Source organism: Tumebacillus flagellatus, assembly GCF_000714935.1.
Classification (GTDB): domain Bacteria; phylum Bacillota; class Bacilli; order Tumebacillales; family Tumebacillaceae; genus Tumebacillus; species Tumebacillus flagellatus.
Genome location: NZ_JMIR01000005.1, coordinates 56,865 through 78,020, shown reverse-complemented (window position 1 = coordinate 78,020; position 21,156 = coordinate 56,865). Strand labels below are relative to the sequence as shown.

The 21,156-nt window shown below is 58.8% G+C and carries 25 protein-coding genes; 9 read left to right on the top strand and 16 right to left on the bottom strand.

Annotated features, from left to right (window positions below; all coding sequences use genetic code 11):
- Positions 1 to 14 precede the first annotated feature (14 nt).
- Positions 15 to 608 carry a C39 family peptidase gene (locus EL26_RS05315; protein ID WP_038085343.1) on the top strand — a complete coding sequence of 198 codons (594 nt, stop codon included), beginning with the start codon at positions 15 to 17 and terminating at the stop codon, positions 606 to 608.
- Positions 609 to 808: 200 nt separating this feature from the next.
- Here the strand turns inward: EL26_RS05315 and EL26_RS05310 are convergent, their stop codons facing one another.
- Positions 809 to 1,378 (bottom strand): phospholipase D-like domain-containing protein, encoded by a 570-nt coding sequence (locus EL26_RS05310; protein WP_081856992.1) that lies wholly within the window; start codon positions 1,376 to 1,378, stop codon positions 809 to 811.
- A 16-nt stretch (positions 1,379 to 1,394) separates the two neighbouring features.
- Positions 1,395 to 2,546, bottom strand: coding sequence for a DUF3298 and DUF4163 domain-containing protein (locus EL26_RS05305; protein ID WP_038085342.1), 1,152 nt, complete (start codon positions 2,544 to 2,546; stop codon positions 1,395 to 1,397).
- 98 nt (positions 2,547 to 2,644) lie between these two features.
- Between EL26_RS05305 and EL26_RS05300 the strand changes: the two genes are divergently transcribed.
- Entirely contained in the window at positions 2,645 to 3,247 is a 603-nt protein-coding gene (locus tag EL26_RS05300; protein WP_038085338.1) for a VOC family protein, read from the top strand.
- A 39-nt stretch (positions 3,248 to 3,286) separates the two neighbouring features.
- Here the strand turns inward: EL26_RS05300 and EL26_RS05295 are convergent, their stop codons facing one another.
- A complete protein-coding gene (locus tag EL26_RS05295; RefSeq protein ID WP_038085335.1) occupies positions 3,287 to 3,799 on the bottom strand; it encodes a GNAT family N-acetyltransferase in 513 nt (170 codons plus the stop codon).
- Between the two features lie 229 nt (positions 3,800 to 4,028).
- Between EL26_RS05295 and EL26_RS25340 the strand changes: the two genes are divergently transcribed.
- Positions 4,029 to 4,214 carry a hypothetical protein gene (locus tag EL26_RS25340; RefSeq protein WP_161780662.1) on the top strand — a complete coding sequence of 62 codons (186 nt, stop codon included), beginning with the start codon at positions 4,029 to 4,031 and terminating at the stop codon, positions 4,212 to 4,214.
- Between the two features lie 99 nt (positions 4,215 to 4,313).
- Here EL26_RS25340 and EL26_RS05285 read toward each other — a convergent pair whose 3' ends face one another.
- On the bottom strand, positions 4,314 to 4,688 hold the full coding sequence (locus EL26_RS05285) for a VOC family protein (protein WP_038085329.1): 375 nt from the start codon (positions 4,686 to 4,688) through the stop codon (positions 4,314 to 4,316).
- Between the two features lie 141 nt (positions 4,689 to 4,829).
- Between EL26_RS05285 and EL26_RS05280 the strand changes: the two genes are divergently transcribed.
- The 3 genes from EL26_RS05280 to EL26_RS25335 all read left to right on the top strand — a co-directional run bounded on the left by EL26_RS05280 (position 4,830) and on the right by EL26_RS25335 (position 6,764).
- A complete protein-coding gene (locus EL26_RS05280) occupies positions 4,830 to 5,678 on the top strand; it encodes a proline iminopeptidase-family hydrolase (RefSeq protein ID WP_038085326.1) in 849 nt (282 codons plus the stop codon).
- 215 nt (positions 5,679 to 5,893) lie between these two features.
- Positions 5,894 to 6,484, top strand: a complete 591-nt coding sequence (locus EL26_RS05275; protein ID WP_152559178.1) for a hypothetical protein — start codon at positions 5,894 to 5,896, stop codon at positions 6,482 to 6,484.
- A 142-nt stretch (positions 6,485 to 6,626) separates the two neighbouring features.
- Positions 6,627 to 6,764 (top strand): hypothetical protein, encoded by a 138-nt coding sequence (locus EL26_RS25335; RefSeq protein ID WP_161780661.1) that lies wholly within the window; start codon positions 6,627 to 6,629, stop codon positions 6,762 to 6,764.
- Positions 6,765 to 7,034: 270 nt separating this feature from the next.
- Here EL26_RS25335 and EL26_RS05270 read toward each other — a convergent pair whose 3' ends face one another.
- Genes EL26_RS05270 through EL26_RS05260 form a run of 3 tightly spaced genes read right to left on the bottom strand, consistent with a single transcriptional unit; the run spans position 7,035 to position 8,400 of the window.
- Positions 7,035 to 7,715: a serine/threonine protein kinase gene (locus EL26_RS05270; protein WP_038085320.1), complete on the bottom strand. Its 681-nt coding sequence runs from the start codon at positions 7,713 to 7,715 to the stop codon at positions 7,035 to 7,037.
- Positions 7,716 to 7,765: 50 nt separating this feature from the next.
- Positions 7,766 to 7,978 (bottom strand): hypothetical protein, encoded by a 213-nt coding sequence (locus EL26_RS25740; RefSeq protein WP_038085317.1) that lies wholly within the window; start codon positions 7,976 to 7,978, stop codon positions 7,766 to 7,768.
- A gap of 47 nt (positions 7,979 to 8,025) precedes the next feature.
- Positions 8,026 to 8,400: a hypothetical protein gene (locus EL26_RS05260; RefSeq protein WP_038085314.1), complete on the bottom strand. Its 375-nt coding sequence runs from the start codon at positions 8,398 to 8,400 to the stop codon at positions 8,026 to 8,028.
- 125 nt (positions 8,401 to 8,525) lie between these two features.
- On the opposite strand from EL26_RS05260, the gene EL26_RS25330 reads away from it, so the two are divergent.
- Positions 8,526 to 8,678 carry a hypothetical protein gene (locus EL26_RS25330; RefSeq protein ID WP_161780660.1) on the top strand — a complete coding sequence of 51 codons (153 nt, stop codon included), beginning with the start codon at positions 8,526 to 8,528 and terminating at the stop codon, positions 8,676 to 8,678.
- Positions 8,679 to 8,768: 90 nt separating this feature from the next.
- On the opposite strand, the gene asd is transcribed toward EL26_RS25330, so the two are convergent.
- Together asd and EL26_RS05250 are read right to left on the bottom strand one after the other, a co-directional pair.
- On the bottom strand, positions 8,769 to 9,629 hold the full coding sequence (asd, locus tag EL26_RS05255; protein ID WP_038085312.1) for an archaetidylserine decarboxylase: 861 nt from the start codon (positions 9,627 to 9,629) through the stop codon (positions 8,769 to 8,771).
- A 119-nt stretch (positions 9,630 to 9,748) separates the two neighbouring features.
- Positions 9,749 to 10,657, bottom strand: coding sequence for a PhzF family phenazine biosynthesis protein (locus EL26_RS05250; RefSeq protein ID WP_038085513.1), 909 nt, complete (start codon positions 10,655 to 10,657; stop codon positions 9,749 to 9,751).
- A 169-nt stretch (positions 10,658 to 10,826) separates the two neighbouring features.
- Here EL26_RS05250 and EL26_RS05245 point away from each other — a divergent pair, with 169 nt between their 5' ends.
- Positions 10,827 to 11,225, top strand: coding sequence for a PilZ domain-containing protein (locus EL26_RS05245; protein ID WP_038085309.1), 399 nt, complete (start codon positions 10,827 to 10,829; stop codon positions 11,223 to 11,225).
- Positions 11,226 to 11,261: 36 nt separating this feature from the next.
- On the opposite strand, the gene EL26_RS05240 is transcribed toward EL26_RS05245, so the two are convergent.
- From EL26_RS05240 to cotE, 6 genes are all read right to left on the bottom strand, one after another.
- Positions 11,262 to 12,371: a YheC/YheD family endospore coat-associated protein gene (locus EL26_RS05240; protein ID WP_038085306.1), complete on the bottom strand. Its 1,110-nt coding sequence runs from the start codon at positions 12,369 to 12,371 to the stop codon at positions 11,262 to 11,264.
- Entirely contained in the window at positions 12,368 to 13,747 is a 1,380-nt protein-coding gene (locus tag EL26_RS05235) for a YheC/YheD family endospore coat-associated protein (RefSeq protein WP_052036020.1), read from the bottom strand. Before EL26_RS05235 ends, EL26_RS05240 begins: the two co-directional genes overlap by 4 nt.
- Positions 13,744 to 15,282, bottom strand: a complete 1,539-nt coding sequence (locus tag EL26_RS05230) for a putative amidoligase domain-containing protein (protein ID WP_052036019.1) — start codon at positions 15,280 to 15,282, stop codon at positions 13,744 to 13,746. The genes EL26_RS05235 and EL26_RS05230 overlap by 4 nt, the downstream gene beginning before the upstream one ends.
- 26 nt (positions 15,283 to 15,308) lie before the next feature.
- A complete protein-coding gene (locus EL26_RS23470; RefSeq protein WP_052036018.1) occupies positions 15,309 to 16,700 on the bottom strand; it encodes a YheC/YheD family endospore coat-associated protein in 1,392 nt (463 codons plus the stop codon).
- A 30-nt stretch (positions 16,701 to 16,730) separates the two neighbouring features.
- Positions 16,731 to 18,113, bottom strand: a complete 1,383-nt coding sequence (locus EL26_RS05220; protein ID WP_038085303.1) for a YheC/YheD family endospore coat-associated protein — start codon at positions 18,111 to 18,113, stop codon at positions 16,731 to 16,733.
- Between the two features lie 296 nt (positions 18,114 to 18,409).
- Positions 18,410 to 18,943 (bottom strand): outer spore coat protein CotE, encoded by a 534-nt coding sequence (cotE, locus tag EL26_RS05215; protein WP_038085301.1) that lies wholly within the window; start codon positions 18,941 to 18,943, stop codon positions 18,410 to 18,412.
- Positions 18,944 to 19,334: 391 nt separating this feature from the next.
- Here cotE and EL26_RS05210 point away from each other — a divergent pair, with 391 nt between their 5' ends.
- Complete coding sequence (locus EL26_RS05210; protein WP_038085299.1) at positions 19,335 to 20,384, top strand: CobW family GTP-binding protein; 1,050 nt, start codon at positions 19,335 to 19,337, stop codon at positions 20,382 to 20,384.
- Between the two features lie 97 nt (positions 20,385 to 20,481).
- Here EL26_RS05210 and EL26_RS05205 read toward each other — a convergent pair whose 3' ends face one another.
- Positions 20,482 to 21,105, bottom strand: a complete 624-nt coding sequence (locus EL26_RS05205; protein WP_038085296.1) for an NUDIX hydrolase — start codon at positions 21,103 to 21,105, stop codon at positions 20,482 to 20,484.
- Between the last annotated feature and the right edge of the window lie 51 nt (positions 21,106 to 21,156).

Below are 21,156 nucleotides of genomic sequence, written 5' to 3'. Positions count from 1 at the left end.
GGAGGAAGAATTTCGTGAGCAAGATTGTAGAAAACGTGCCGGTGATCGGGCAGTATCCGGTGCTTCCGACCGGCTGTGAAGCGACGGCGTTGACGATGGTGCTCTGCTGGGCGGGCGTGGACGTGGAAAAAGAAACGGTGGCGGACGCGCTGGTGAAAGAGCCGAATCCGTTTGAACAGGACGGGAAGTTGCTCGGCGGCAATCCGTACCGGGCGTTTATCGGCGATCCGTATGACAAGGAAAGCTACGGCACGTTTCACGGGCCGATCGCCGAGACGATGGAGCGTTTTTTGCCGGGGCGGGCGTTGGATGTGACGGGGCTGTCGTTTGAGGAGTTGCTGGCGGAAATCGACCGCGGGCGGCCGGTTGTCGTGTGGGCGACCATTGAATTGAAGGAACCGCGCAAGACGACGCTCTGGGAAGACATCGACGGGTCGGGCACGATGATCCAGTGGCAGTCGCCGGAGCATTGCATGACGCTGGTCGGGTACACCGACGAAGCGGTCGTGATCAACGATCCGCACACGGGCAACCAAGAACACTACCCCCGCGACCTGTTCCGCTTGCGCTGGGAGCAACTCGGACGACAAGCCGTGACCGTGAAGTAAAAAAGAATCTGTGCCGCACATCTTGTGCTTACGGTGTGCAAACAGCTGATGCATCGTCCTGGCACGAAACACTCTCATCGTGCTTACGTGACGCAAACTTATTTCTGCCACGCATGAGCTCTGCATCATCAGCTGTCCTTGCGGCACATCGAAAGCCCCTGCTCACAATGGTGTGGACAGGGGCTTTTTGCACGCGCTTATTATTTGTAGTCTTTGAATCCCTTTGTATCGCTCCACATGCGGTCGAATTGGGCTTGGAAAGCGGCGGTGGCTTTGGGGTCCTTGACGACGAGCAGCACTTCGTCGTTGTCGGTCGACGCTTGGTTGCTGTAATTGAAGGAACCCGTCGTGCACTCCGTCCCGTCGATGATGCTGACTTTCAAGTGCATCAGCCCGGAGTGGGAGTTGTACTTAATCGGTATGCCCGCTTTGGCGAGGTTTTTCAACTGCTCCGCTTGCGACTTCCCTGCCATCTGCTGTTTGTCGGTGATCAGGCGGACTTTGACGCCGCGCTTCTTGGCATCGAGGATGCTTTGCACGATGCCTTTTTCCGTGAGGGAGTAGATCGCGATGTCCAGTGTTTTCTGCGCGGTGTTGATCTGTTGCTCCAACACCTGATCCGGATGCTGGTCCGCTTGCGTAAACGCCCATTGCACCGCGCTGCCGTCAATGTTGGAGACCGTCGCCGGCTGGCTGGCCAACGAGCAGCCGGACGCCGCCGCGGCGAGCAAGAGCACGGCGCAAGATGCGAGAATTTTTGACTTGAACACGAGTTTGTCTCCTTCCTTATTTCCAAGCTGCCAGATTCGTCAATTGCAAGACCTCCGGGTCAACCGTGTAGATCCAGCGGTACGTCTCGGTGCGCTTGGTTGTTCCGCCGTTTTGGGCAGATTCCGTAATCTCGATCGTGTCGGTCACATACACTTGATTGCCGTCGATGCGGTCGATGTTGTACGAGACGAGATGTTCGTAAATCCCTTGGTCATGCAATTTCTTGACGAGGGCTTCTTGGTCTTGGTAGAGCTGGCTGCCCGGTTTGAGATACGGCTTCACCGCACGCAGATTCCCATCGTTGACCGCGTCTACCATATTCGTTTCATAGCGGCGCACGAGGTCGCGCACCAACGTCTCTTGGCTTTCCTTCGTGCGAGCAGGCTTGACATCGCCCCAGAGTTTCGCAAACGGCGTGTCGGGGTTGATCAGGTCGATGAAGTCCTGCGCGTTCAGGGAGTACTCCAAGAATCCTTGCGCATACGAAGCGTGTTCGTACGGCTGGAAGAAGACCGTCAGCCCTTCGTTCGTCAGATACACGCTGTCGTAAGGCTCGACACCGGAAAACGGTTGGAACGTATCGAGGTCTTTCTTCACGTCCCGTTCCTTCACCAACTCGCTCAAGCGGTAGAGGTAACCGGAACCGGGCTTGAAGAGGTCTGGAAGGTTGTAACTTTTGCCCGTCTTCACATCCACGATGTACGACCACCGAAACGGCATGCCGTGCGCGCCTCCGGTGTCCATGTAGCTGTTGAAGACGAAGTTGAACACGTTGTTTTTGCGGAATTTTACGTCGTATTTGCTGGTGTACCCGGCGCTGCCGCCTGTTTCCGGGTGCTCTTTCTGGTAATCCAACGTTCCTTGAATCTCGTGTATCGTCTCGTCGCTGTATTTCCCCTGCTTTTCAAGGTCAGCGTTGATCTGTTTTTGGATCGTTTCGTTTTTCAGCCCCGACAGTTGCGGATATTCGACTTTGATATGTCCGTCGAGGTCTTCTTGGGATTTCGACTGCACCTGCACGTTGTCGTAGTTTTCTTCCGGCTCCTGTGCGTTCTGAACGGGCGGTGCGGACGGTCTGTCGCTGACACGTTGGCCGCTGTTGCCGCAACCCGCCGAGATCAAGCCGACGGCGCAGGTCAGCAAGAGTGCGTATTTGGCTTTTTTCAAAGGAACCCCGCCCCTTTTCTCTCTAGCTCTCCAGATTTAGAAGGTTTTGTTGAGATCTTCGTCGAAACAGTTTCCAAAATCTTGTAGGAGGTATCTCCATGAAATTTCGTCATGTCACGTTCTTCACAAATGTAGTGCGCGAAATGCAAGAATTCTATACGAACGTGCTCCAGATGCCCTTGGAAGCGGAGTCTGAAACCCGGTTTACCGTGCGGGCCGGCGCCACGTTGGTGACGTTTGAAGAGACAGTCGATGATGTGCCATTCTACCACTTTGCGTTCGCTTTGAATACAGAGTTTTTTGAAGAGATGAAAGCGCGGGTGACGGAGCGCACGCCTCTCTTGGGCAAAAACGGCTACACGTTGTTTCAATCCCAGATCTGGCACACGTCGGAGCAGATTTATTTTGACGACCCTCAGCGAAATGTCGTGGAAATCCTCGGTCTCCCGCAAAAAACCGAAGTCAGCTCCGACAAATGGATTCGCTTGCTGGAAGTCGGTCGCCCAGTGCGTAACGTCACCGAGTTTGTTGCGTCGGAGGAAGCGCAAGCATGGCCGACAATTTTTCGAGCGGAGTCGGACACGTTTTCGTTTTACGGGGATACCAGCGGCGTTTTCGTCGTGGTGCAGGAAGGACGTCCGTGGTTTCCGACCGACCGCCCGGCGACGGTGCACGGTTTGAAACTTGAGATCGAGAAGTAGAAGTAGAAAACTCCGCCGGTGCGGGCGGAGTCTTGCGGATCAGGTCAGTTTTTTATAGTAGTAGACCGTTTCGTGCAAGGAGCCGTCCGCCGATTGCGCGTAGTCGGGAATGCGCCCGGCTTCGAGGAACCCGAGAGATTGATAGAGGCTGTTGGACGGGTCGCCCGCCCGCGTGTCCAAGACGAGCAGCGTGCGGCCGTCCGCAAGGGCTTGCTCTTCAGCCGTGTGCATCAGGGCGCGCGCATACCCGCGGCCGCGCGCGTTCGGATGCACCATCAGCTTGGCGATTTCAGCGCGGTGCCCTCCGTTTTGGCTCGACGCTCGATGCAGTTGCACCGTGCCGACGATCGTTCCGTCCTCCGAGAGCGTCCACACCTGTACGTTCGGAGACCAGACCCCCTGCCAATACCGCAACGCCGCTTCGACGCTCAACGGCGGCAAAAATCCCACGGACGCCCCCTGCCCGACGACTTCGACCAGCAACTCCGCCAGTTGATCCAAATCTCGTTCGCCGGGGGTGGAAACCGCTTTGATCTCCCACTCTTTCGACAAGACAATCCCTCCTGAATGTTCGTGAAGTTTGGTAATAGTTTACCACAAATCTCCAATTTGCCTAGCTGGAAAAACGAGTCGCGCGAGCAGTACAAGCAACCAAAACACATTTCGGACGAGGTGAATATGATGTGTTGGGTGATGGATGATGAATTTCGATACCTTTCTCAAATTAACGAAACATGCCGCGAGCATTCTGCAGCATGACTCCTTCCATGAAATGTCCAGAATGATCCACCGCGGTGTGAAACGACGTCTTGGCGACCCGCCTCGGCCCAATGGACAAACTCCGACGTTACCGCCCCAACAGCCTCAACCCAAAAAACTGCAAGACTACCTCACACCCGAAAACTACAACGCCGTTCGCCAAGTCGTCAAAACGCTCGCCAGCTTCCACAACAAGTCGAAACAGTGAAAAAAGCCCCGGTCCGCGTACCGGGCTTTTTTCTTTAGGTCATTAATAAAAAGGACGCCTCCCCGCACGGGCCAGGCGTCCTTCGTCGTTTCCTGCTCTCTATTGGCTGCACACCATCAAATGGTTGCCGTCGAGGTCCTTGAAGACGAACCAGTGTCCGTTCTCGATGCCGGTCACCAGCTCGATGCCGTGCTCCTGCATGAACGCGTACGCCGCTTCGATGTCGTCTGCCCAGAACGAGACGGACGGGTACGGCAGCGGACGGAACTCGCCGCCCTGCCCGATCCAGACCGGCATGGTGTCGAGGGTGAACCCGGCGTCGCCGTCCATCTGCGGGAAGTACAGATGCCCCGCGACGATCTCGCCGCCGTCGAGACCGAACAGAGTGTTGTACCACGCACGCGCTTTTTCGATGTCGCGCACCGGGATGAACGTGTTGTTGATTCGAGCTTGAATCGGAGTTTTGGCAGGCATTGAAGTGGCGTTCCTCCTTGAAGGGTTTGTAGGGAGTTATTTTTTCATACAGTAGATTCCACATCTTTCCTCTCGATCCTGCCACCTTCTGAGAATTCCGTGTATAATAAGGATATTGTCATTTCCACAGGAGTGTGAACGATGAGAGAAGGATATGTAGACGTTACAGGCGGCAAAGTCTATTACCAAATCTTCGGAGAGGCAAACGGCGTGCCGCTGCTCGCCTTGCACGGCGGGCCGGGTTCCACCGGATTTGGCTTGGAGGCGTTGGAGCCGCTGTCGGACAAGTGGCCGGTCATTATCTACGACCAACTGGGCTGCGGCTATTCCGATCGCCCGGAAGACCTGTCGCTTTGGAACCTCGACCGTTTCGTGGAAGAGTTGGGCCAAGTGCGCGAACAGTTGGGGTTGAAGGAAGTCCACCTCTTGGGGCATTCGTGGGGCACGATGCTGGCGGCGTCGTACCTGTTGACGCGTCCGGAGGGTGTGAAGAGCGTGATTTTTTCCAGTCCGTGCTTGAGCGCGTCGCTTTGGCAGAAAGACCAAGCGCTCCACCTGTTCCGATTCCCGCTGGAGTTCCAAGAGACGGTCGCCCGCTGCGAAGCGGAAGGAACGACCGACTCCGAAGAATACCAACAAGCGATGGCCGAATACTACAAGCGCCACCTCTGCCGCGTCGAATCGCCGAAACGCCCGGCAGACCGCCCGTTCGGCGGCGTCGTGTACAACACGATGTGGGGCCCCTCCGAATTCTGCGCGACCGGCAATTTGAAGACGTACGATGTGACGCCCCGCCTGCACGAAATTGAGATCCCGACGCTGTTCCTCTGCGGGCGCTACGACGAGACCCGCCCGGAGACGCTGGAATACTACCAAAGCCTCGTGCCGGGGTCGAAACTGCATGTGTTTGAAGAGAGCGCGCACAAAGCGTACTTCGAGGAGAAGGACGAATACCTGCGCGTCGTGCGCGAGTTTTTGCAAACCGTCTAAGGAAAAAGTAACTCCCCCACACCTCCCTGTGTCTACCAGACCAAGGAGGTGTTTCCATTTGGTACTAAAAAAAAATACCAAAACATCGTATGGTCTTGGGCGCGACCGGAGTCGCAGCGGCGGCCGTGGTTGTTTTTTTCGGCGTGCAGTGGTTTTCAAGTCCGCTGACTGACGTGCGATGGGTGTATCTCGATCGCGGTCCGAAAGGCACTTCTGTGAACCCGTTGTTTCCCGACCGGGACGGTCCGCAGATCGTGGAGTTGTTGAAGGAGATTCGCGAAGCAAAACCGGTCAAGGACGACAACTTGATCTTTCCGACACATGCGTTCCCCTCGACGGTGACAATCGTCAGGAAGGACGGCACCAAGACCTACGTGGACTTTGCGTATTCCTGCCAGTCCCCCTCCTCTACTCAGACCACTTGCAAATCGGTTCCCGACCATGTCCTCATCCAAACATCCGACAGCGCCGACGCCTACCCTGCCCTCTCGCCAAAACTTTATGAGTACGTGGATCATATGAGCCGGACATGGCCTGACGTTCCTCTCCTCATCGTGCCCGACAGCGCCTGCCTTGGACGTGAACGCAAAATTCAGGTGGAGGGAAATGAATGGCTCACCGACCGCGTCAACGTGCGGTTGAAACAGGGCGAGAACGTCCTCTTGACCCTGATCGCCCACCCGAAGGACGGTCATTTCAACCTCCCCCTCGAATTTCCCTCAAGCCTTGCGCCGGGCGATTATTCCTTGGAGATTGAAGGCGAAGGTTGGACTACGACTTCCCGAGAGATCAAACTGACCGACTAACTTCCCGAACGTATCGAGTCGGGAAGTTTTATTTTTTGACGGTCGCCGTCCCTTCCCTTTCCAGCATTTTCGCAATGCGCAGTTGTGACATTCGTGTGACAATGAGAACACTTTGTAGTTTTTCGGAAAGGCAGGAACGCGCGTGCGACCCTTCTTGAAACGCGCCGAAGTGGCGGCGGTGATCTTGCGCAACACGCTGAGGCGCGAAAATGCCGTGACCGCTTCGTTTACAGACTTTGCTGCCATCCCTGCGTACGCGCAACCCGCCGTGGCTCGGTAAGGAGCGGCAAGCCAATCGGCTACGCAAACGCGAACAGGCGTGATGCCCATATTTTATCTCGACGCCAACAGTCAAGATCAGCAAGGGGGATTTCACGCATGTCCATTGGCAAAGACGACTAGAAAATGCCACCTGATTGTTCAGGAAAACAAAAAAAGCCCCGCCGGGCACCGGCGGGGTCTCAACCAGATTGTTTGTTCGAGTAAGAAACGGTTACGAGAAGAGTATACCACGGTTTATGTGAATTTTCAGTAGGTAAATATCGCTAGACTAGAAGAACATCCGAATAATCCGCTCCGCAAACACCGCGATATTCGACGACCCGCCCTCGGGCGACTTATACCACTTGCGAATCGTCTCCAGCACCCACGCCGGGATCGTCAAGCCCGGGCGGTACAGCTCGCGGTAATACTGGTAATACGCCGCCTTCAAGTCCGGCCAGCGCTTGCAATCACCCTCGTTGCGGTAGTCGGACACGTCGACCAAAAATCCTCGCCCGCCATGGACGAGGACGTTTTTCACATGGATATCCGAGGGGTTCAACCCCCGCTCTTTCGCAAACTCGATCGCCGTATCCACATCATGGATCACCTGCTCGGGAATCTCCACACCCTGCACCAAGCAGTCGTACAGATTCTTCCCCGCCCGGTACTCGATCACCAAAAACCGCTCTCCCCGCCCGTAATACCGCGGGAAAAACTCATTCTCCCCGAGCTGCTCGTAAATCCCCGCCTCTTGCGCGCAGACCTGTGCAAACTCGGGAGCGTACACTTTGATCGCCAACTCAGGACTTTCCTTCGGCTGAAACACCGCCGCCGAATTCCCCACGCCGATGACCCGCCAGGTCTCCGGGTGGCTGTTGACATGAACCGGGTCGCGCGGGTTGACGGAGCGGACGCGGACGTCCGAGACCTTGGCGCGAATCTCTTCGACATTCGGCCACTCTGACACAGGCTTTCTCCCCTCTCCGCCCGCGCCTTCCGCGACCTCCCCTGCGCCGCTTACTTCTTGCGCAGGTGACAGGGCACGCCGAACCCGATGGCTCCGGGCGTTTTCATGTTCTCCATATACTGAGCTCCCCGCGCGCAGACGGTCGGGCATTTCAGACACACATCGACCGTGACGATCTGCATTTGCGGTTGGCGCACTTTGTCGAGTTGGACTTTCTTCTTGCTGTTTTTCGCAGCCGGTTTCTTCGGTGCTGCTGCTGCCATGATTGAATTCCCCCAGACATTGAGCTATAGGTCTGGGATATCCTATGTCAAATCGCCTGCAGCAGTTCCACCAATTGCTCGGAGAATCCGTTGGACAAGTTCGCGTACAACGTCGACGCGCCGCGCTCGTGCACGCCGCTGCGGTTGTAGACGCGCATCTTGTTCACGACGATCTTGTACGTGTTCGCGCCGGCGACCCCGTTGGCGCTCACTCGCATGTCCCCGATGTTGCGGTCGTGGAATTTATCTTCTTCCTCGTCGCGGGAGATCAGGCCGAGGATGTCCTCCAACAAGATGTGGTACGAAATGTCATCCCGGAGCAGGATCATCTCCTTGTTGGTCAATCGATACCCCATCCCCCGGCGAATCTCCGTGCGTTTCAGTTCTCCTGATAACGTCTTGACGTTAATAAATCGGTTCATTCTCGTCATCTCCTCTCCGCGTAAAGGCACTCGTGTATTGTTTGTTATGCGGGTATTCGTTCTATTATACAACATGTTTGTCGAAAAACAGAGTACCCTAGCTCACAGAAAGGCAGGTGATCTCCATGTCCAACGTCAAACGCCCGGTCAACGACGATCGCAACGACCGTCGCCGCCGCACGACGCTCAGTGAAATCAACAAGCAAAACGAGTCGCGCCACATCATCGACCCGAACGCAGGTCCCAAGCACGAACGCGAGCGCGGGAACGAAGCATAACCCGCGCCCGCCTCACGAAAAAATCCCAATCCCGCAACCCCTGCACACACAAAAAGAGCCGAATCCCCCATGGGACGCGGCTCTTTTTTCCTAGTAGCGCGCAGACACCTGCGCCTTCACTTTCCCGATCGCTTGCCCGAGCAGCACGCGCCCCTCCGTGTGCAGGCCGCCGTCCAATTCCACAGCGCCCGGCTCAAACAAGAGGATGATCGTGGAGCCGAACTCAAACCGCCCGACTTCCTCGCCCTTGGCGTAGTGCGGGCCGTTCGCAACATCCTTGCGCTCCAGACGACCGCCGCGAATGTTCGTGCCCGCTTTGACGTCGTAGAGCACTTTCACGGAGCCGACGATCGTGGCTCCGACTTTCACCAGCGCCACTTCGCCCGCCGCCGTGTCAAAGTACGTGACCAGCCGCTCGTTTTTCGCAAACAGCCCCGCCACCGCCCGCACGCCGAACGGATTGACCGGAAACAGCGTCCCCGGCACGTACGTATAGCCGGTGACCGTTCCCGAAAGCGGCGTGTGAATCCGGTGATAGTCGGTCGGCGAGAGGTACACGGTCAGGAAAGTCCCGCCCTCGTAGCGCTTCGCCCGCTCGCGGTCGCCGCCCAACAGCTCCTCGACGGTGTACGTCACGCCCTTCGCCTGCACGATCCGCCCGTCGGTGATCGGGCCGTACTGCGACACTTTGCCGTCGACCGGCGACACCACGACGTCCTCGCCCTCCGCCAGCGGCCGCAGATGCGGTTTCAAACGGCGGACAAAAAACTCCACCAAGCTCGGATAGTGCTCCAGCGGGTGCTCCGCTTCGTCCAAGTTGATCTGAAACTTGCGGGCGTACAGCGGGATGAACAACCGGCTGAACCCGCTCGCCGCAAATTTGCCGACCAAGCGGGAAATCGCGTTCTTGGGAATCAAATTCATGAGAAACAATTGCAAACGATCGTTCATGGAACTCCTCCGCCTGTTGGAAAGATTCTTATGTACTAGGGTATCAGTTCCACGAAATTTTAAGCGGGATGCTCCTGTCTGTCAACTGCAATCTCCTGAAAACGGCAACGAACGGCAAACTAAAACTTCATGACACCCTGCAAAATCGGCACCGCCGTCCCGCCGACGCGCACCGTGCGGGGACTGCGCGGCTCGCCGTCCACTTCCACGTGGATGTAGCTCGGACGCCCGATTTCAAAGCCTTGCTCCACCAACAGCCGCACGCTCTCCCGCTCCGGGGCAAACACGCCGTGATGGAGCAAGAACGCTCCCAGCGCCCCGTTCGCCGTTCCCGTCGCCGGGTCTTCCGGGATGCCCACCGCCGGCGAGAAATCGCGGGTGTGCACGTGCGCTTGCGGGGTCGCCGTCGCCAGCGAATAGCAGTGGGTGCTCGCGACTCCCAATTTTTTGTTCATCGCCGTCAACCCCGCAAGGTCCGGCTGCATGCGCGAAAACGGCTCCAAGCCGATGATCGGCACGAACAGATCCCACAAGCCCGTATACGCCAGTCCCATCGGCAAGTTCGGGTCGATGTCCGCCGCGTCGATCCCAAGCAGCTTCGCCGCTTCTTCGCGCGACACGTCGCACGGTTTAAACGCCGGCGCCGCCTGTGTCATAAACGCTTGGATGCGGCCTCCCTCGTCGCGGGAGATCATCACCGGCAACAGCCCCACGTTGGTCTCCTGCACGACCGTCAGCGGCAGTTTCGCGCCGAAGCGCTCCTCCATCCCGAGCACGACAAACGTCGAAATCGTCGCATGCCCGCAGAGATCGATCTCCTCCGTCGGGGTAAAAAACCGCACGCGCAAATCCGCGCCCTGCCGCTCTGATTTGCAAACAAACGCCGTCTCCGAGACGTTCATCTCGCGGGCGATGTTCTGCATCTCCTCCGCCGTCAAGCCGTCCGCTTCCGGCACGACGCCGGCCGGATTGCCGCCAAACGGGATGTGTGTGAATGCGTCCATCTGGTAGATTCGAACCTCTTTCATCGAGCTCATCCTCTCTTCCCTAACGCTTTCCTCCTTACTTTGTTCTTCATGGAGGGAAAACTTCCCTTCCAACACCGCATGACTTTGACAAACTGAGCCTGCACACCGTATTATATTTGTAAAGAGTAGACGTTGATTTCAGAAAACTACGAGGAGATCAGCCCCCGTCATGAACGGACAAAACAACGCGCGTCAGTACCACCGGGTCAATTTGCGGACCACCTGCCGATTCCGGCTCCGAACGCTTGGAAACCGCACGTTTCGCACAGGTGAGATGTTGGACGGATTCGTGGAGAACATCTCCGGCGGCGGATTGAGCTTCATGTCCCGGCGCGACTTGCCCAACAGCGAGTTGCTCGCGTGGCAGTTTCTCATCGAGCTGGGTGGAGAAAAGTTGAACTTGCTCGGGCGCATCGTCTGGAAGCGCCAGGTGGACAGCGTTTTCTACTACGGCGTGCAATTCATGTTCATCCGAGAAGCGGACCAACACCATCTGGTTCGCCTGTTAAACCGCTACCAGATCCTGCGCCGCATCCAAGACCGTCTCACCCCGGATCCGACTTCATAAGAAAACCCCTTGCGTCCCGCAGACGCGAGGGGTTTTTTACTTCGTGCGCGAGAGAAACTCACAATAGCGGAGCAGCCGCATCAGCGATTTGGCGCGAATCGACGGCTCGTCGAACTTCATCGGCTTGGCGTTCGCTTCAAAAAACCACAACTCTCCCGCCGTGTCGACGCCCACGTCCAGCGACAACTCGCCGAGCAATCCGCCTTCGCGCTGCACGCTCTGCTCCAAAGTCCGGGCGAACACCAGCGCCGTCTCGCGGGCTTTGACGAGAATCGCGTCGCCCTTGGCACTGCCAAACGCCGCCCGCAGCGTCGTGCGGGCACGGGCGATCTCGCCGCCGTTGGGCACGTGCGTGGTGATTCCGTCGCGGTCCGCCACCCTGGCCCCGACGCCGGTGACTTTCCACGCGCCGGTGCTGTTTTTTTGCACCAGCATGCGCAGATCGAACTTGCGCTCGCGCCACGAAGCCAAGTCGATGCCCTGCTGGATCAGATACTCTTGGCCCTGCACGCGGCCCCACACCGCCAGAGCGGCTTCTTGGCGCGTCTTGTAAAACATCCGGGTGCGCTTGCCGTTTTGTTGCGCCACCACCCGATACGGCCAGCCGGAACCGGAGCGCGTCACCTGCAGGATGCCGTCTCCCGCTTTGCCGTCCACCGGTTTGACGTAGAGCAGGGTACTCTGCTCCATCCACTGCTCCAAGTGGTGAAGATCGCGAATCTCTTCCGTCTTCGGCAAGTACCCCGCCGTCTCCGGTTCGCCGGACAGCCACGCCGCCAGCTGTTTTTTATCAAAAAAATGCTGGTTGAACAGCGGGATGCCGCGCTCGGCAAGCTTTTTTTTCGCTTGGCGAACCGCCGGCTGGACTTCCGTTTTGCGGTCGGGTACGCGGTTGTAGACGACCGTCGGGTACGGCAAGGTGGTTTTTCTCCACACGCGTCTGCCGTTGCGGCGGGCGTCGAGGTACGCTTCGATGCGGTCTTCCGATCCGTTCATCGCTTCGGCGGGAAACACGGCGACTTGCAACCCCAGCCGCCGCCCCATCTCGCAGATGTCGCGAAAGTTTTCATGGTTGCCGCGAAACGACTTCGTGCCCGGCCGCCGAACGGTCAAGATGCCGATCAGAACGTCTCCCTTGGCTTTCATCCCATTCCCCCTTCACGGCGCGCGGGAAAATTCGCGAGGAGAGACGCATATTCAATGAGGAGATGCGCCGCTCTCCGCCCGTCCGCTTGCAAATCCGGATGATCAAAGATCGCCCGCCCCGGCTTGGCGTTTGCTTCAAATACCCAGATCCGGCGGCTTTCGTCGATGCCGACGTCCAAACCCCATTCGCCGACCGGCCCTTGGAGCATGCCTTCCATCGTCTGTGCCACCCGTACGGAGGTCTCTTCGATTTTTTTGCGCATCGCAGCCGCTTCGTCTCCGTACCAATCGCGCAGCACGACGTCGCCGGCGAGCACGTGGCCGCCGTTGTGCACGTGCGTCGTCACCGCCCCTTTGCCCGCGATCTTGGCTCCGATCCCGGCGACTTGCCACTGGCCCGCTCCGTTTTTGTGCATGTGCACGCGGAAGTCGGTGGGGCTTCCGTCATGCTGCATGAGGTGGATTCCCTCTTGCATCATGTAGATGCGGTCGGGGTTGTAGCGCTTGACGAACGAATACAGCGAGCGCGCCTCGCGAAACTTCGCCGTCTGGTGGCGGCCTTGTTTGCGATACCGCGTAACATAGTGATCGGCGCGGCGTTTGACGGCGAGGATGCCCATGCCAAGCGAACCGCCGATCGGTTTTAAATACACGTACGGATGCGTGCGGGTGAAGCGCTCCAAGCCGTCCGCCGTGCGCAGGCGGTCGGTGCGCGGGACGAGATCCTTGGTCGCGTCTTGCTCCAGCATGTACGCGTACATCTCGCGCTTGTTGACAAACCGCTCGTTAAAAAGCGGAATGCCCCGCGAGCGGAATTCTTTCTTGGCGCGCACGACCGAGTCGGCGATCTCGCCGTTGCGGTGCGGGATGCGGTTGTAGACGACGTCCGGCAGCGGGAACGTGCGCATCCGCCACACGGGCAGGCTCTTGCCGGTCTGCACCAGCGTCACGCCCCGCACGAGGTTCTGCGACCAGTCGACATCGGACGCGTTGAAGAAAAAACAGAGCGCGCCAAGCTCCCTTGCCGCATTCACGAAACTCCCCAGCAGTTTCGTGCGCCCGCCGACCGGCCGCTTCGGATCGTCTTTGACCCCAAGCGTCAGAATCCCGATCACGGGTCCCACCTGCACGCCTTCGCCCGGGCTGAAGACGAGCCTGCCGGAAAGCGAATTCTGACTCCATTGGATGCGGTCGCCCGCCGCTTGCAGCGTGACGCTGTCTTCCCCGCCCTGCGTCAGCCGCCTTATGATCGCCTGCCCTTGCACGGAGCCGTAACGGACGCGGACGGTGCGGCCGGCTTGCAATCCCCACTCCTCCAATTTCTTGCGGGAGACGGAGAGAACGAGCGCTGAAGGGTTGGTGTTGGGTTGGTTCACGCGTTCCTCCCCCTCTTTTTGTTGTTGCGTTTCGGAGCGGGCGCGCTGAGGCGCGGTTGCGGTGTTTTTTCCACCGGCAAGCCCCAGGAGCGGCGGATGTCGACCGCTTCGTCCCACGAAATGCCTTCGCGCACCATCTCCGGGAAGAGGCGCAGCACGCCTTGGTAACGGCGGTAGGTGGACGTCGCTTCAATCTGCGCCCAGATGCGCTGAAAGTCGGCGCGCAACTCCCGCTTGTCGGCGAGGTAAAACTGCCGTTGCTTGCGCGGGGAGACGAACAGATCTACCCGCAGATCGCGGTGGTGAACGGCAACGACGTACGCCAGTGCCGTGACGGCGAGCGCCACTTCCGGCGACACCAGCCACGAGCCCGGCGTCCGGTATTCAAAGCCGCCGTGCGATTTGAAGCGCACGTCGCCGAGGAAGCCGTACTTCGGACGTCGCTTCGCGGCGGTGTTGTTCGCTTCGATCATCATCACCGGCAGGCCCAAGTACGTATCAAACACTTTGACCAACCTTGACGAATACGGCAGATCGGAAAAGTGAATGTGCCCGCCGAGCGGGAAGTTTTTAAACGGCATCGAACCGGCCAGCCATTGAATGTTGCGCGGGCGAATCAGTTTTTGCGCTTCGGACAGCGTCTCCCGAATGTTGGTGATCAGCTCCTCCGGGTTGGTTGCGGGATCGGGACGCACTTCCGCAAGCGGAAACCTCTCGCCGTCTTGCGCCAGCGAGCGGTCGTCGCAGCCGACCCGCCCGCGGCGCGGCAGGTATTTCGACGCCAGCACCATCCGCCCTTGCGCCGAGCGCAGCATGAATTCCAGATCGGTGCCCATCTGAAACGGTCTGGGATAGCGCCCCGCCCGCTCCCACTCCGCCTGCTCCGTGGTGTCGCGGGTGATGTACGCGTTGAGGGCTTCCTCAAACTGCTCCAGCATCCGCCCGTGCAAGATCGGCGCGGCGTTGACGTTCAGGCAGATCGTGCGGTCGCGCGCCGTGATGCCGATCGTCGCCAAGCCGAAGTCCAGCCCCAGCGCGTGCAGAGAGCGAATCGCCAAGCGCACGGCGCGGGTGGCGTAAACGTCCTCGTCAAACGCAATCTCTTGAAAGCGGTCCTTGGTCTGGTTGACTCTCGATTCCAGCCACACGTCTTTGCTGTCGGCGCGGTACAGCCCGATCGCCTGCAAATCAAACACCGGCACCCGGTAGTACCGGATCAGTTTGACGCGCGTGCCGCTCTCCAAGATGACGTCGGTCGGAAGTTCAGCTCCCCATTCCATGTTGACCGACGGGGTGTAGACGCCGTTTTGTTTTAAGATCCGCAGCATTTTTTTGCGCGGCGTTGTATTTAAAATCGCTTGGCGGGGGTTCAGCGTCCACGCCGCCCGGTTGTCGTCCCCGTTTGTATTACCAAAGCGAATTACAACATCGTGACTGGCCACCGGGTCTAGGTCTTCCACGCCGGTGCACTCTACCACGCGTCTTTGCAAACGCTTGGCGGACGGTTGACCCGAATGCAACAGCAGGTACCCCATAGCCATGTCTCCTTTCTGCGAGTAGATTAGCGGTCGCGGGTCGTTTGGCACAGATATTTGGCATATTGCACAGGCCGCGCGAACGCGAGCAGCGACAACTCGCGCCATTCGCCGTCTTCGATGTTCGGTTTTTTCCAAGGTTTGGCGTTCACTTCAATCACCCAGATCTTGCCGTTCTCATCAAGCCCGAGATCAAGCCCCAGTTCGCCAAGCGTGCCCTCCACCGTCGCTTCCAACACGGCCGGCACATCTTCGGCGATCCGACTCAGCTCTCGCATCACGCGGTTGACCGCTTTGTCGCCGGGCAGTATCTCTTTGAGCACCGCTTTGACCGCAAGCGCGTCGCCGCCGGTGGAGAGGTTGCTCGTGATATCTCCGTCTTGGGCGATGCGGCAAAACGTCTTGGTGCGGTGCCACTGGCCCGTGCCGTCCTTTTGCAGGAGCATGCGGATGTCAAACGGACGTCCTTGCCAAGTTTTCAGGTGCAGGGTCTCTTGGATCAGATACGGGCCTCTGCGCAGGCGCGGCGCGAATTTTTTCAGAAAGATGGAGATCGAGCCGCTGGTGCCTTTGACGAGGGCGCCGCCTTTTTTCTTCATCTGGTAGTGCACCTGGCCGTCCGGTTTGCGTTTCAACCGCAAGATGCCAATGCCGAGGGAGCCGTGGATCGGTTTCATGTAGACGTCGGCGTAGCGGTAGAGAAACTGACTGGCTTGCGTGATGCTCTTGTAGGTGATCGCGTCGGGCACGTGCGGCTTGGTGAGCGGAGAGCCCGACAGCCATTGGTGCACTTGCGATTTGTCAAAAAAGTCCGGGTTGAACGCCCGAGCTCCCAGCTGCTTCCACAAGCGCTCCCGTTGTTCGACCACGTCGGCGCGCTTTTGAAAAACCCGTGACACGATCTGGTCGTACACCGCGTCGGGCATCGGCATCCTCCGACGCCGCCACACGCGCCGCTTGGCATCCCAGCCGTAGCCGGTGATGAAGTCGTTCTCCCAGTCGATGTCGAGCGGAGAGAACACGAAACCGCTCATCCCCGCTTCTTCAGCTGCGTTGAGGAGATGTTTAAACACCGGAGCTTGTTGGCCGACGAGCGTTTCGCCCTCCGTTTTCAGTTGCGCCGCGATGCCGAGCAAGTAGCCCAAGCGCAGGCGATCTCCCGCCAGCATCGCTTCGACGCGAACACCGTCGGGCACCAGCAACGCGCGCTGCACATCTTCCGCGATCTGAGCGCGCGCTTGCTCCGACTTTGCCCCCAATTCGCGCACGTGCACCCGCATCTCCCTCCCGCCGTACGCGAGTTGCAACGTCGAATGGCTTTGGAGCTGCAGACTTTTCATCGCGCTTTTGGGCAACCACAGCGTCCCGCTCTGCAACGAGGAAACGGTGTCGATGCGAATGCGGGTGGTGTTCGCCATCTGCCGTCCCTCCCCTTGTGCTTGTCACTTTCAGGGCTGATACCCTGTTGTGCTCTTAGCATATTCAAGGTTGCGGAGAAGTGACAATCGCCGCAGGTCCGGAGACGTGTCGAGCAGCATCTGCCGTCCGGGGCGCGGGTTGACTTCGATCAAGTACACGTTCCCCTGCCTCGTCAGCCCGAAATCAAGCCCCAGTTCGCCGATTCGTCCGGCGTGTCGTTCCAGCGTCCGGCAGATCGCAAACGCGGCTTCGTCGAGCTCTTCAAGCAGACGGCGGCGGGCCGTTGCGTCGCCCCAGCCGTTTTTTTGCAAAAGGGTCTCTGCCAAGACCGCCGACCCGCCCGTGTGCAAGTTGGTCGTCAAGCGGTTCGCCGCGCCGACGCGCGCCACGCGGGCCGTCACACACCACTCGTTGCTGCCGTCCTTTTGCACCAGCCAGCGGAAATCGACAGGCCGTCCGCCGCGCAGGGTGAGCAGCGGCAGGGTTTGCTGAACGAGAAACGTGCGGCGGGCGAGGAAGTTTTTTTTGACAAAAGCGTGGAGTTCACGGCTCTCCGGCGCGAACTTGCGGTGCACCGTTTTGGATTTGGAGCGGTGTTGGACGAGCACTTTTCCGTCCTGCGTGTCGAGCCGGTAGATCCTCATCCCTTGCGTGCCGATGGCGGGCTTGATGTAGACGGAGCCGCGGCGGGCGAGCATCGCGTCGACAACGCCGGGTGAAGTGATCCGCTCTGTCTCCGGCAGCCAGCGGCGCAAGTCGGCGTTGGCGTGGAGCTGTTCGTGCACCGTCCATTTGTTGCCGGTGGCGTTGTTGAACGTGCCGCAGGGGACGCGGCGCTGAAACTGCTCCGTGTCGTGCAACACTTCTTCCCGCCACGCGGGGGGCGTGCCGAGGATTTTCGGAAGCACGAGGTCGGGCAGCGGGCGTTTGGCTTTTTGCCATTGCTTGGTTCGGGGGTTGTAGACCGAAGCGTTCACCCAGCCTTCTTGCCACTTCGCGTCGCCCGGCGTGAACACGTACAGCGAGAGACCGAGTTGCTCGGCGAGCGGCATCATGTCGCGAAACAGCGCGGTGAGCCCGCCGAACGGTCGTTCCGGACGGGCGGACGGCGCGGCATACAGCCCGATGAACGGCCCGAAGTGCAGCACGCCGTCCACCGCCTTCGCGGAGATCTCTCCCTTTGGCAACAGCAGCGTCCGCCGCAGCTCGTCGGTCGCCTGCACTTCGCGTTCATCGGTAAACACCACGTCGGCGAGCGCCTCGCGGTTGCCGCACACGATGCGGATTTGGTCGCGGCGGTTCTTGTGGATCAGCGTGAGATGTTCATGCCACTCGCCCGGCACGGTGAGGAGGAGTTCGTCCGTGCCGGGCCAAGTTTGAATGTTCGCGGTGCCAAGCCAAGTGTGGGACATTGCACGATCCCTCCGGAAAGAAAAAACCCGATGCAGAGATCGGGTCGTCTAGTATTGCAACCGGTCTTCGAGACGTTCGACCTCTCGATTGATCTGCTTGAGGTCGCGGTCGGAAATCGGGCGGCGCAGTTGGGGGCGCACGGTCCGGGACAAACGGATTCATGCGTCTCCTCCTTCCCGATCCGTTGCCTTCAAGCTATGACGGAAAGGGTTGTCTTGGTTCCAAGCAGGTTCCATACCAACTCCGCGCAGGTTCCCGAACAAAAAAATAAGACGACGCGCAAGGCGTCGCCCCATCAGTCTTCGAAATCGTCGTCTTCGTACACGTCGTCTTCGCCGTCGTCCTCCACGTCCTTGAAGTTCGGGGCTTCGACGGTGAGCACCCAGACTTTGGTTTGGCCGATGATTTCGACGTAGAGTTCTTTTTCTACGCGAACCAGAATCTCGCTGCCGTTGTCGACGACGTTGGCGTCGAGGCAGTTCGGATGTTGGATCGCTTTGGCGCTTACACGCAGACCGTCGCGGGTGCAGTGCGGGTCGAGGTCTTTGAGCGGGATGGTCTCGGTGTAGGAGACGGTGTCTTTGGCGATCGCCGTTTCCGAGTTCCCGTCGTAAGAGTACCACACGTTGATGTCGAAGTTGCCGACCACTTCCACGCTGTCTCCCACCAATTGTGCCTCAAAGATATGGTTCATCACCCAGCAGCCACCAATGGTGGTAGGACGGTTCGCCGGAAAGATCGTGAAGGTGGTCTGGGAGTATTTGCTGCCTTTGCCGCAGACCGCGTTGGTGATGATCTCCCGGGCGCGATAGTCTTTCTCTGTGCTCATCTCGCTACCTCCTCTTAGGTTAACAGAACGTGCAGGCCGTTTTCGTGTGATACGGTCACGTTGCGACGTCGTTGAAGTGGGCCGATGCCGCACGTAGTACCATCACTATGCGGGACATTCGCCTCTGGTGCGAAGTTGATCACGTCAGGCTCCGACGTCTGCACGACCCTGTAGGAATTTGAGGTTCTTGGGTCATCTGTCCCTATATCCTATGCGCATGCCCTGGTATGGTGACGACCGCACGAGATTCGGCCCGCCCATTTTTGGGGCAATGCCCACGGACGGCAGTATTATATGTATGTCGAGGCAGAGGTGAAATGACAGGGTCTTATTTCGTTCCTGCGTTTTCGTGTATAGTAAAGGGGTATGGATGTGAAAGGAGTTTTGCGGCATGATTCCCGTCTACATATTGACCGGCTTCTTGGGGGCCGGGAAGACTACATTATTGAAGAATCTGCTCACGGCGGTCAAAGCGGACGGCTTGCGTCCGGCGGTGGTGATGAACGAATTCGGCATGGAGAGCGTCGATACGCTGTCGTTGCAAGGCGCGAACGTCCCGGTGATGGATCTGGTGGAAGGCTGTGTCTGCTGCACGGTCAAGGGCGGTTTGGCAGACGCGATGTTGCAGTTGATCGAAGCGGCGCGGCCGGATGTGATTTTTTTGGAAGCGACGGGCGTGGCGAATCCGGTGGACATCGTGGATGCGCTGTTTGAGCCGGAGTTGCACGGCGCGGTGAGTTTGGGCGGCGTGTTCACGCTGGTCGGCGCGACGCGCTTCCCGCTGGCGGTGCCGCCGGAGTTCTCGCAGACGCAGTTGCAGCGGACGCAGTTTGATCAGGTGCGGTATGCGGATATCGTGCTGATCTCGAAAACGGACGCCGCCGATTTCGGGCGCAAATTCGCGGTGGAGAGCGTCGTGCGGGAGTTGAACGCAAAAGCTCCGATTCTGACCGTGACGAACGGGCAAGTGGATGTGAAGCAGTTGCTCGACGTGCGCAGTCAGTATGCCGACAAGCGCCCGGATAAAAAGGAACAGCCCGCCGCAACGTTGCCCAAGGGCATCATGCGCCGGGTCCGCGAGCGGACGGAAGGTGCGGAAGGCAGCACATCCGCCGCGCAAGACAGAGTCACCCCGACCTCGCGCCCGGTCACGAGCTTTGGCAACTTGCAGACGCTGCACTACGAGTTCACGGGCCCGGTGGTCGCTGATCGCCTCTACCGCTTCCTCTACGATCTCCCCGAAGGCGTGCTGCGGGCGAAGGGCTTTTTCACCGATGAAGAAACCGGCACCCTCCAGGAATTCCAATACGTCCCCCCGACCCCGCTGGTCACCGAATACCCCGGCGTCGACGGCGTGAAGGCGTTCGCGGTGGTGATTGGGGAAGGTTTGGATCAGGAAGACCTGCTGGCTCAACTGAAAGCCTGCGAACAGGATAAATAAACAAAGCAACCCGCCGCGCTGGCCGGGTTGCTTTTTTCCATATGGTGGTTGCCCGTTTGCCTTACAGGCTCCGACCTAACAAAGACTTTGAAAGGTCCTAATCAAAATCCACCGGCCGCTCCGGGTTCTCAAAGTGTGCAAACATCAACCGCACTTGGCTCTCCGTAATCCGTCCCGTCGAGAGCTCCGGCAGCTCGTCCAAACTGAAAAAACCGACGCCCTGCGTCTCCAACGTATCTTGCTCCGCTGCTCCCCCCACCAGCTCGCACAGCCAAAACAGGCGGTAGATGTGGTTCGGATGCGGCGGTTGCGGTTGTTTTCTGTTATCCAATACGGCGATGACGCGCAGGGGCTTCACGTCATACCCCGTCTCTTGCTTCACTTCCAACACCGCCGCCTCGCTTGGCGACAACCCGATGTCCGCCCATCCGCCGGGCACCGTCCAGCGGCCGTCTTCCTTCTCGCGGGACATGAGAATTTTTCCGTCCCGAAACACCGCCGCCCGCACGTCCACTTTCGGCGTCGCGTACCCGTCGTCTTGCGCAAACAGCGTCTCGATGCGCGCCATCGGCTCGCTCGTATAGCTCTGCACGATCTCGCAGCTCAACTTGCGGAGCTCTTCGTACCGCTCGCGGTCGTACACGTCCTTCACATACGTCAACCCCGTCTGGGCGATCGCTTGCAACTGCTGCGCCCACTCCAACCATTTCGGTTCGTTCAATTCGTTCAACTCCCTGAATTTTCCGTTTCCAGCATTCTAGCACACTTCCAC

Coding starts and splice junctions, on each gene's coding strand:
- EL26_RS05250 (WP_038085513.1), bottom strand. CDS start 10,657: ATGAAAGAGGTTCGAATCTACCAGATGGACGCATTCACACACATCCCG.
- EL26_RS25740 (WP_038085317.1), bottom strand. CDS start 7,978: ATGGCAGCAGCAGCACCGAAGAAACCGGCTGCGAAAAACAGCAAGAAG.
- EL26_RS05300 (WP_038085338.1), top strand. CDS start 2,645: ATGAAATTTCGTCATGTCACGTTCTTCACAAATGTAGTGCGCGAAATG.
- EL26_RS05210 (WP_038085299.1), top strand. CDS start 19,335: ATGATTCCCGTCTACATATTGACCGGCTTCTTGGGGGCCGGGAAGACT.
- EL26_RS05280 (WP_038085326.1), top strand. CDS start 4,830: ATGAGAGAAGGATATGTAGACGTTACAGGCGGCAAAGTCTATTACCAA.
- asd (WP_038085312.1), bottom strand. CDS start 9,629: ATGAACGATCGTTTGCAATTGTTTCTCATGAATTTGATTCCCAAGAAC.
- EL26_RS05260 (WP_038085314.1), bottom strand. CDS start 8,400: ATGAACCGATTTATTAACGTCAAGACGTTATCAGGAGAACTGAAACGC.
- EL26_RS05285 (WP_038085329.1), bottom strand. CDS start 4,688: ATGCCTGCCAAAACTCCGATTCAAGCTCGAATCAACAACACGTTCATC.
- EL26_RS05240 (WP_038085306.1), bottom strand. CDS start 12,371: ATGAAAGCCAAGGGAGACGTTCTGATCGGCATCTTGACCGTTCGGCGG.
- EL26_RS23470 (WP_052036018.1), bottom strand. CDS start 16,700: ATGGCGAACACCACCCGCATTCGCATCGACACCGTTTCCTCGTTGCAG.
- EL26_RS05230 (WP_052036019.1), bottom strand. CDS start 15,282: ATGGGGTACCTGCTGTTGCATTCGGGTCAACCGTCCGCCAAGCGTTTG.
- EL26_RS05245 (WP_038085309.1), top strand. CDS start 10,827: ATGAACGGACAAAACAACGCGCGTCAGTACCACCGGGTCAATTTGCGG.
- cotE (WP_038085301.1), bottom strand. CDS start 18,943: ATGAGCACAGAGAAAGACTATCGCGCCCGGGAGATCATCACCAACGCG.
- EL26_RS25330 (WP_161780660.1), top strand. CDS start 8,526: ATGTCCAACGTCAAACGCCCGGTCAACGACGATCGCAACGACCGTCGC.
- EL26_RS25340 (WP_161780662.1), top strand. CDS start 4,029: ATGATCCACCGCGGTGTGAAACGACGTCTTGGCGACCCGCCTCGGCCC.
- EL26_RS05220 (WP_038085303.1), bottom strand. CDS start 18,113: ATGTCCCACACTTGGCTTGGCACCGCGAACATTCAAACTTGGCCCGGC.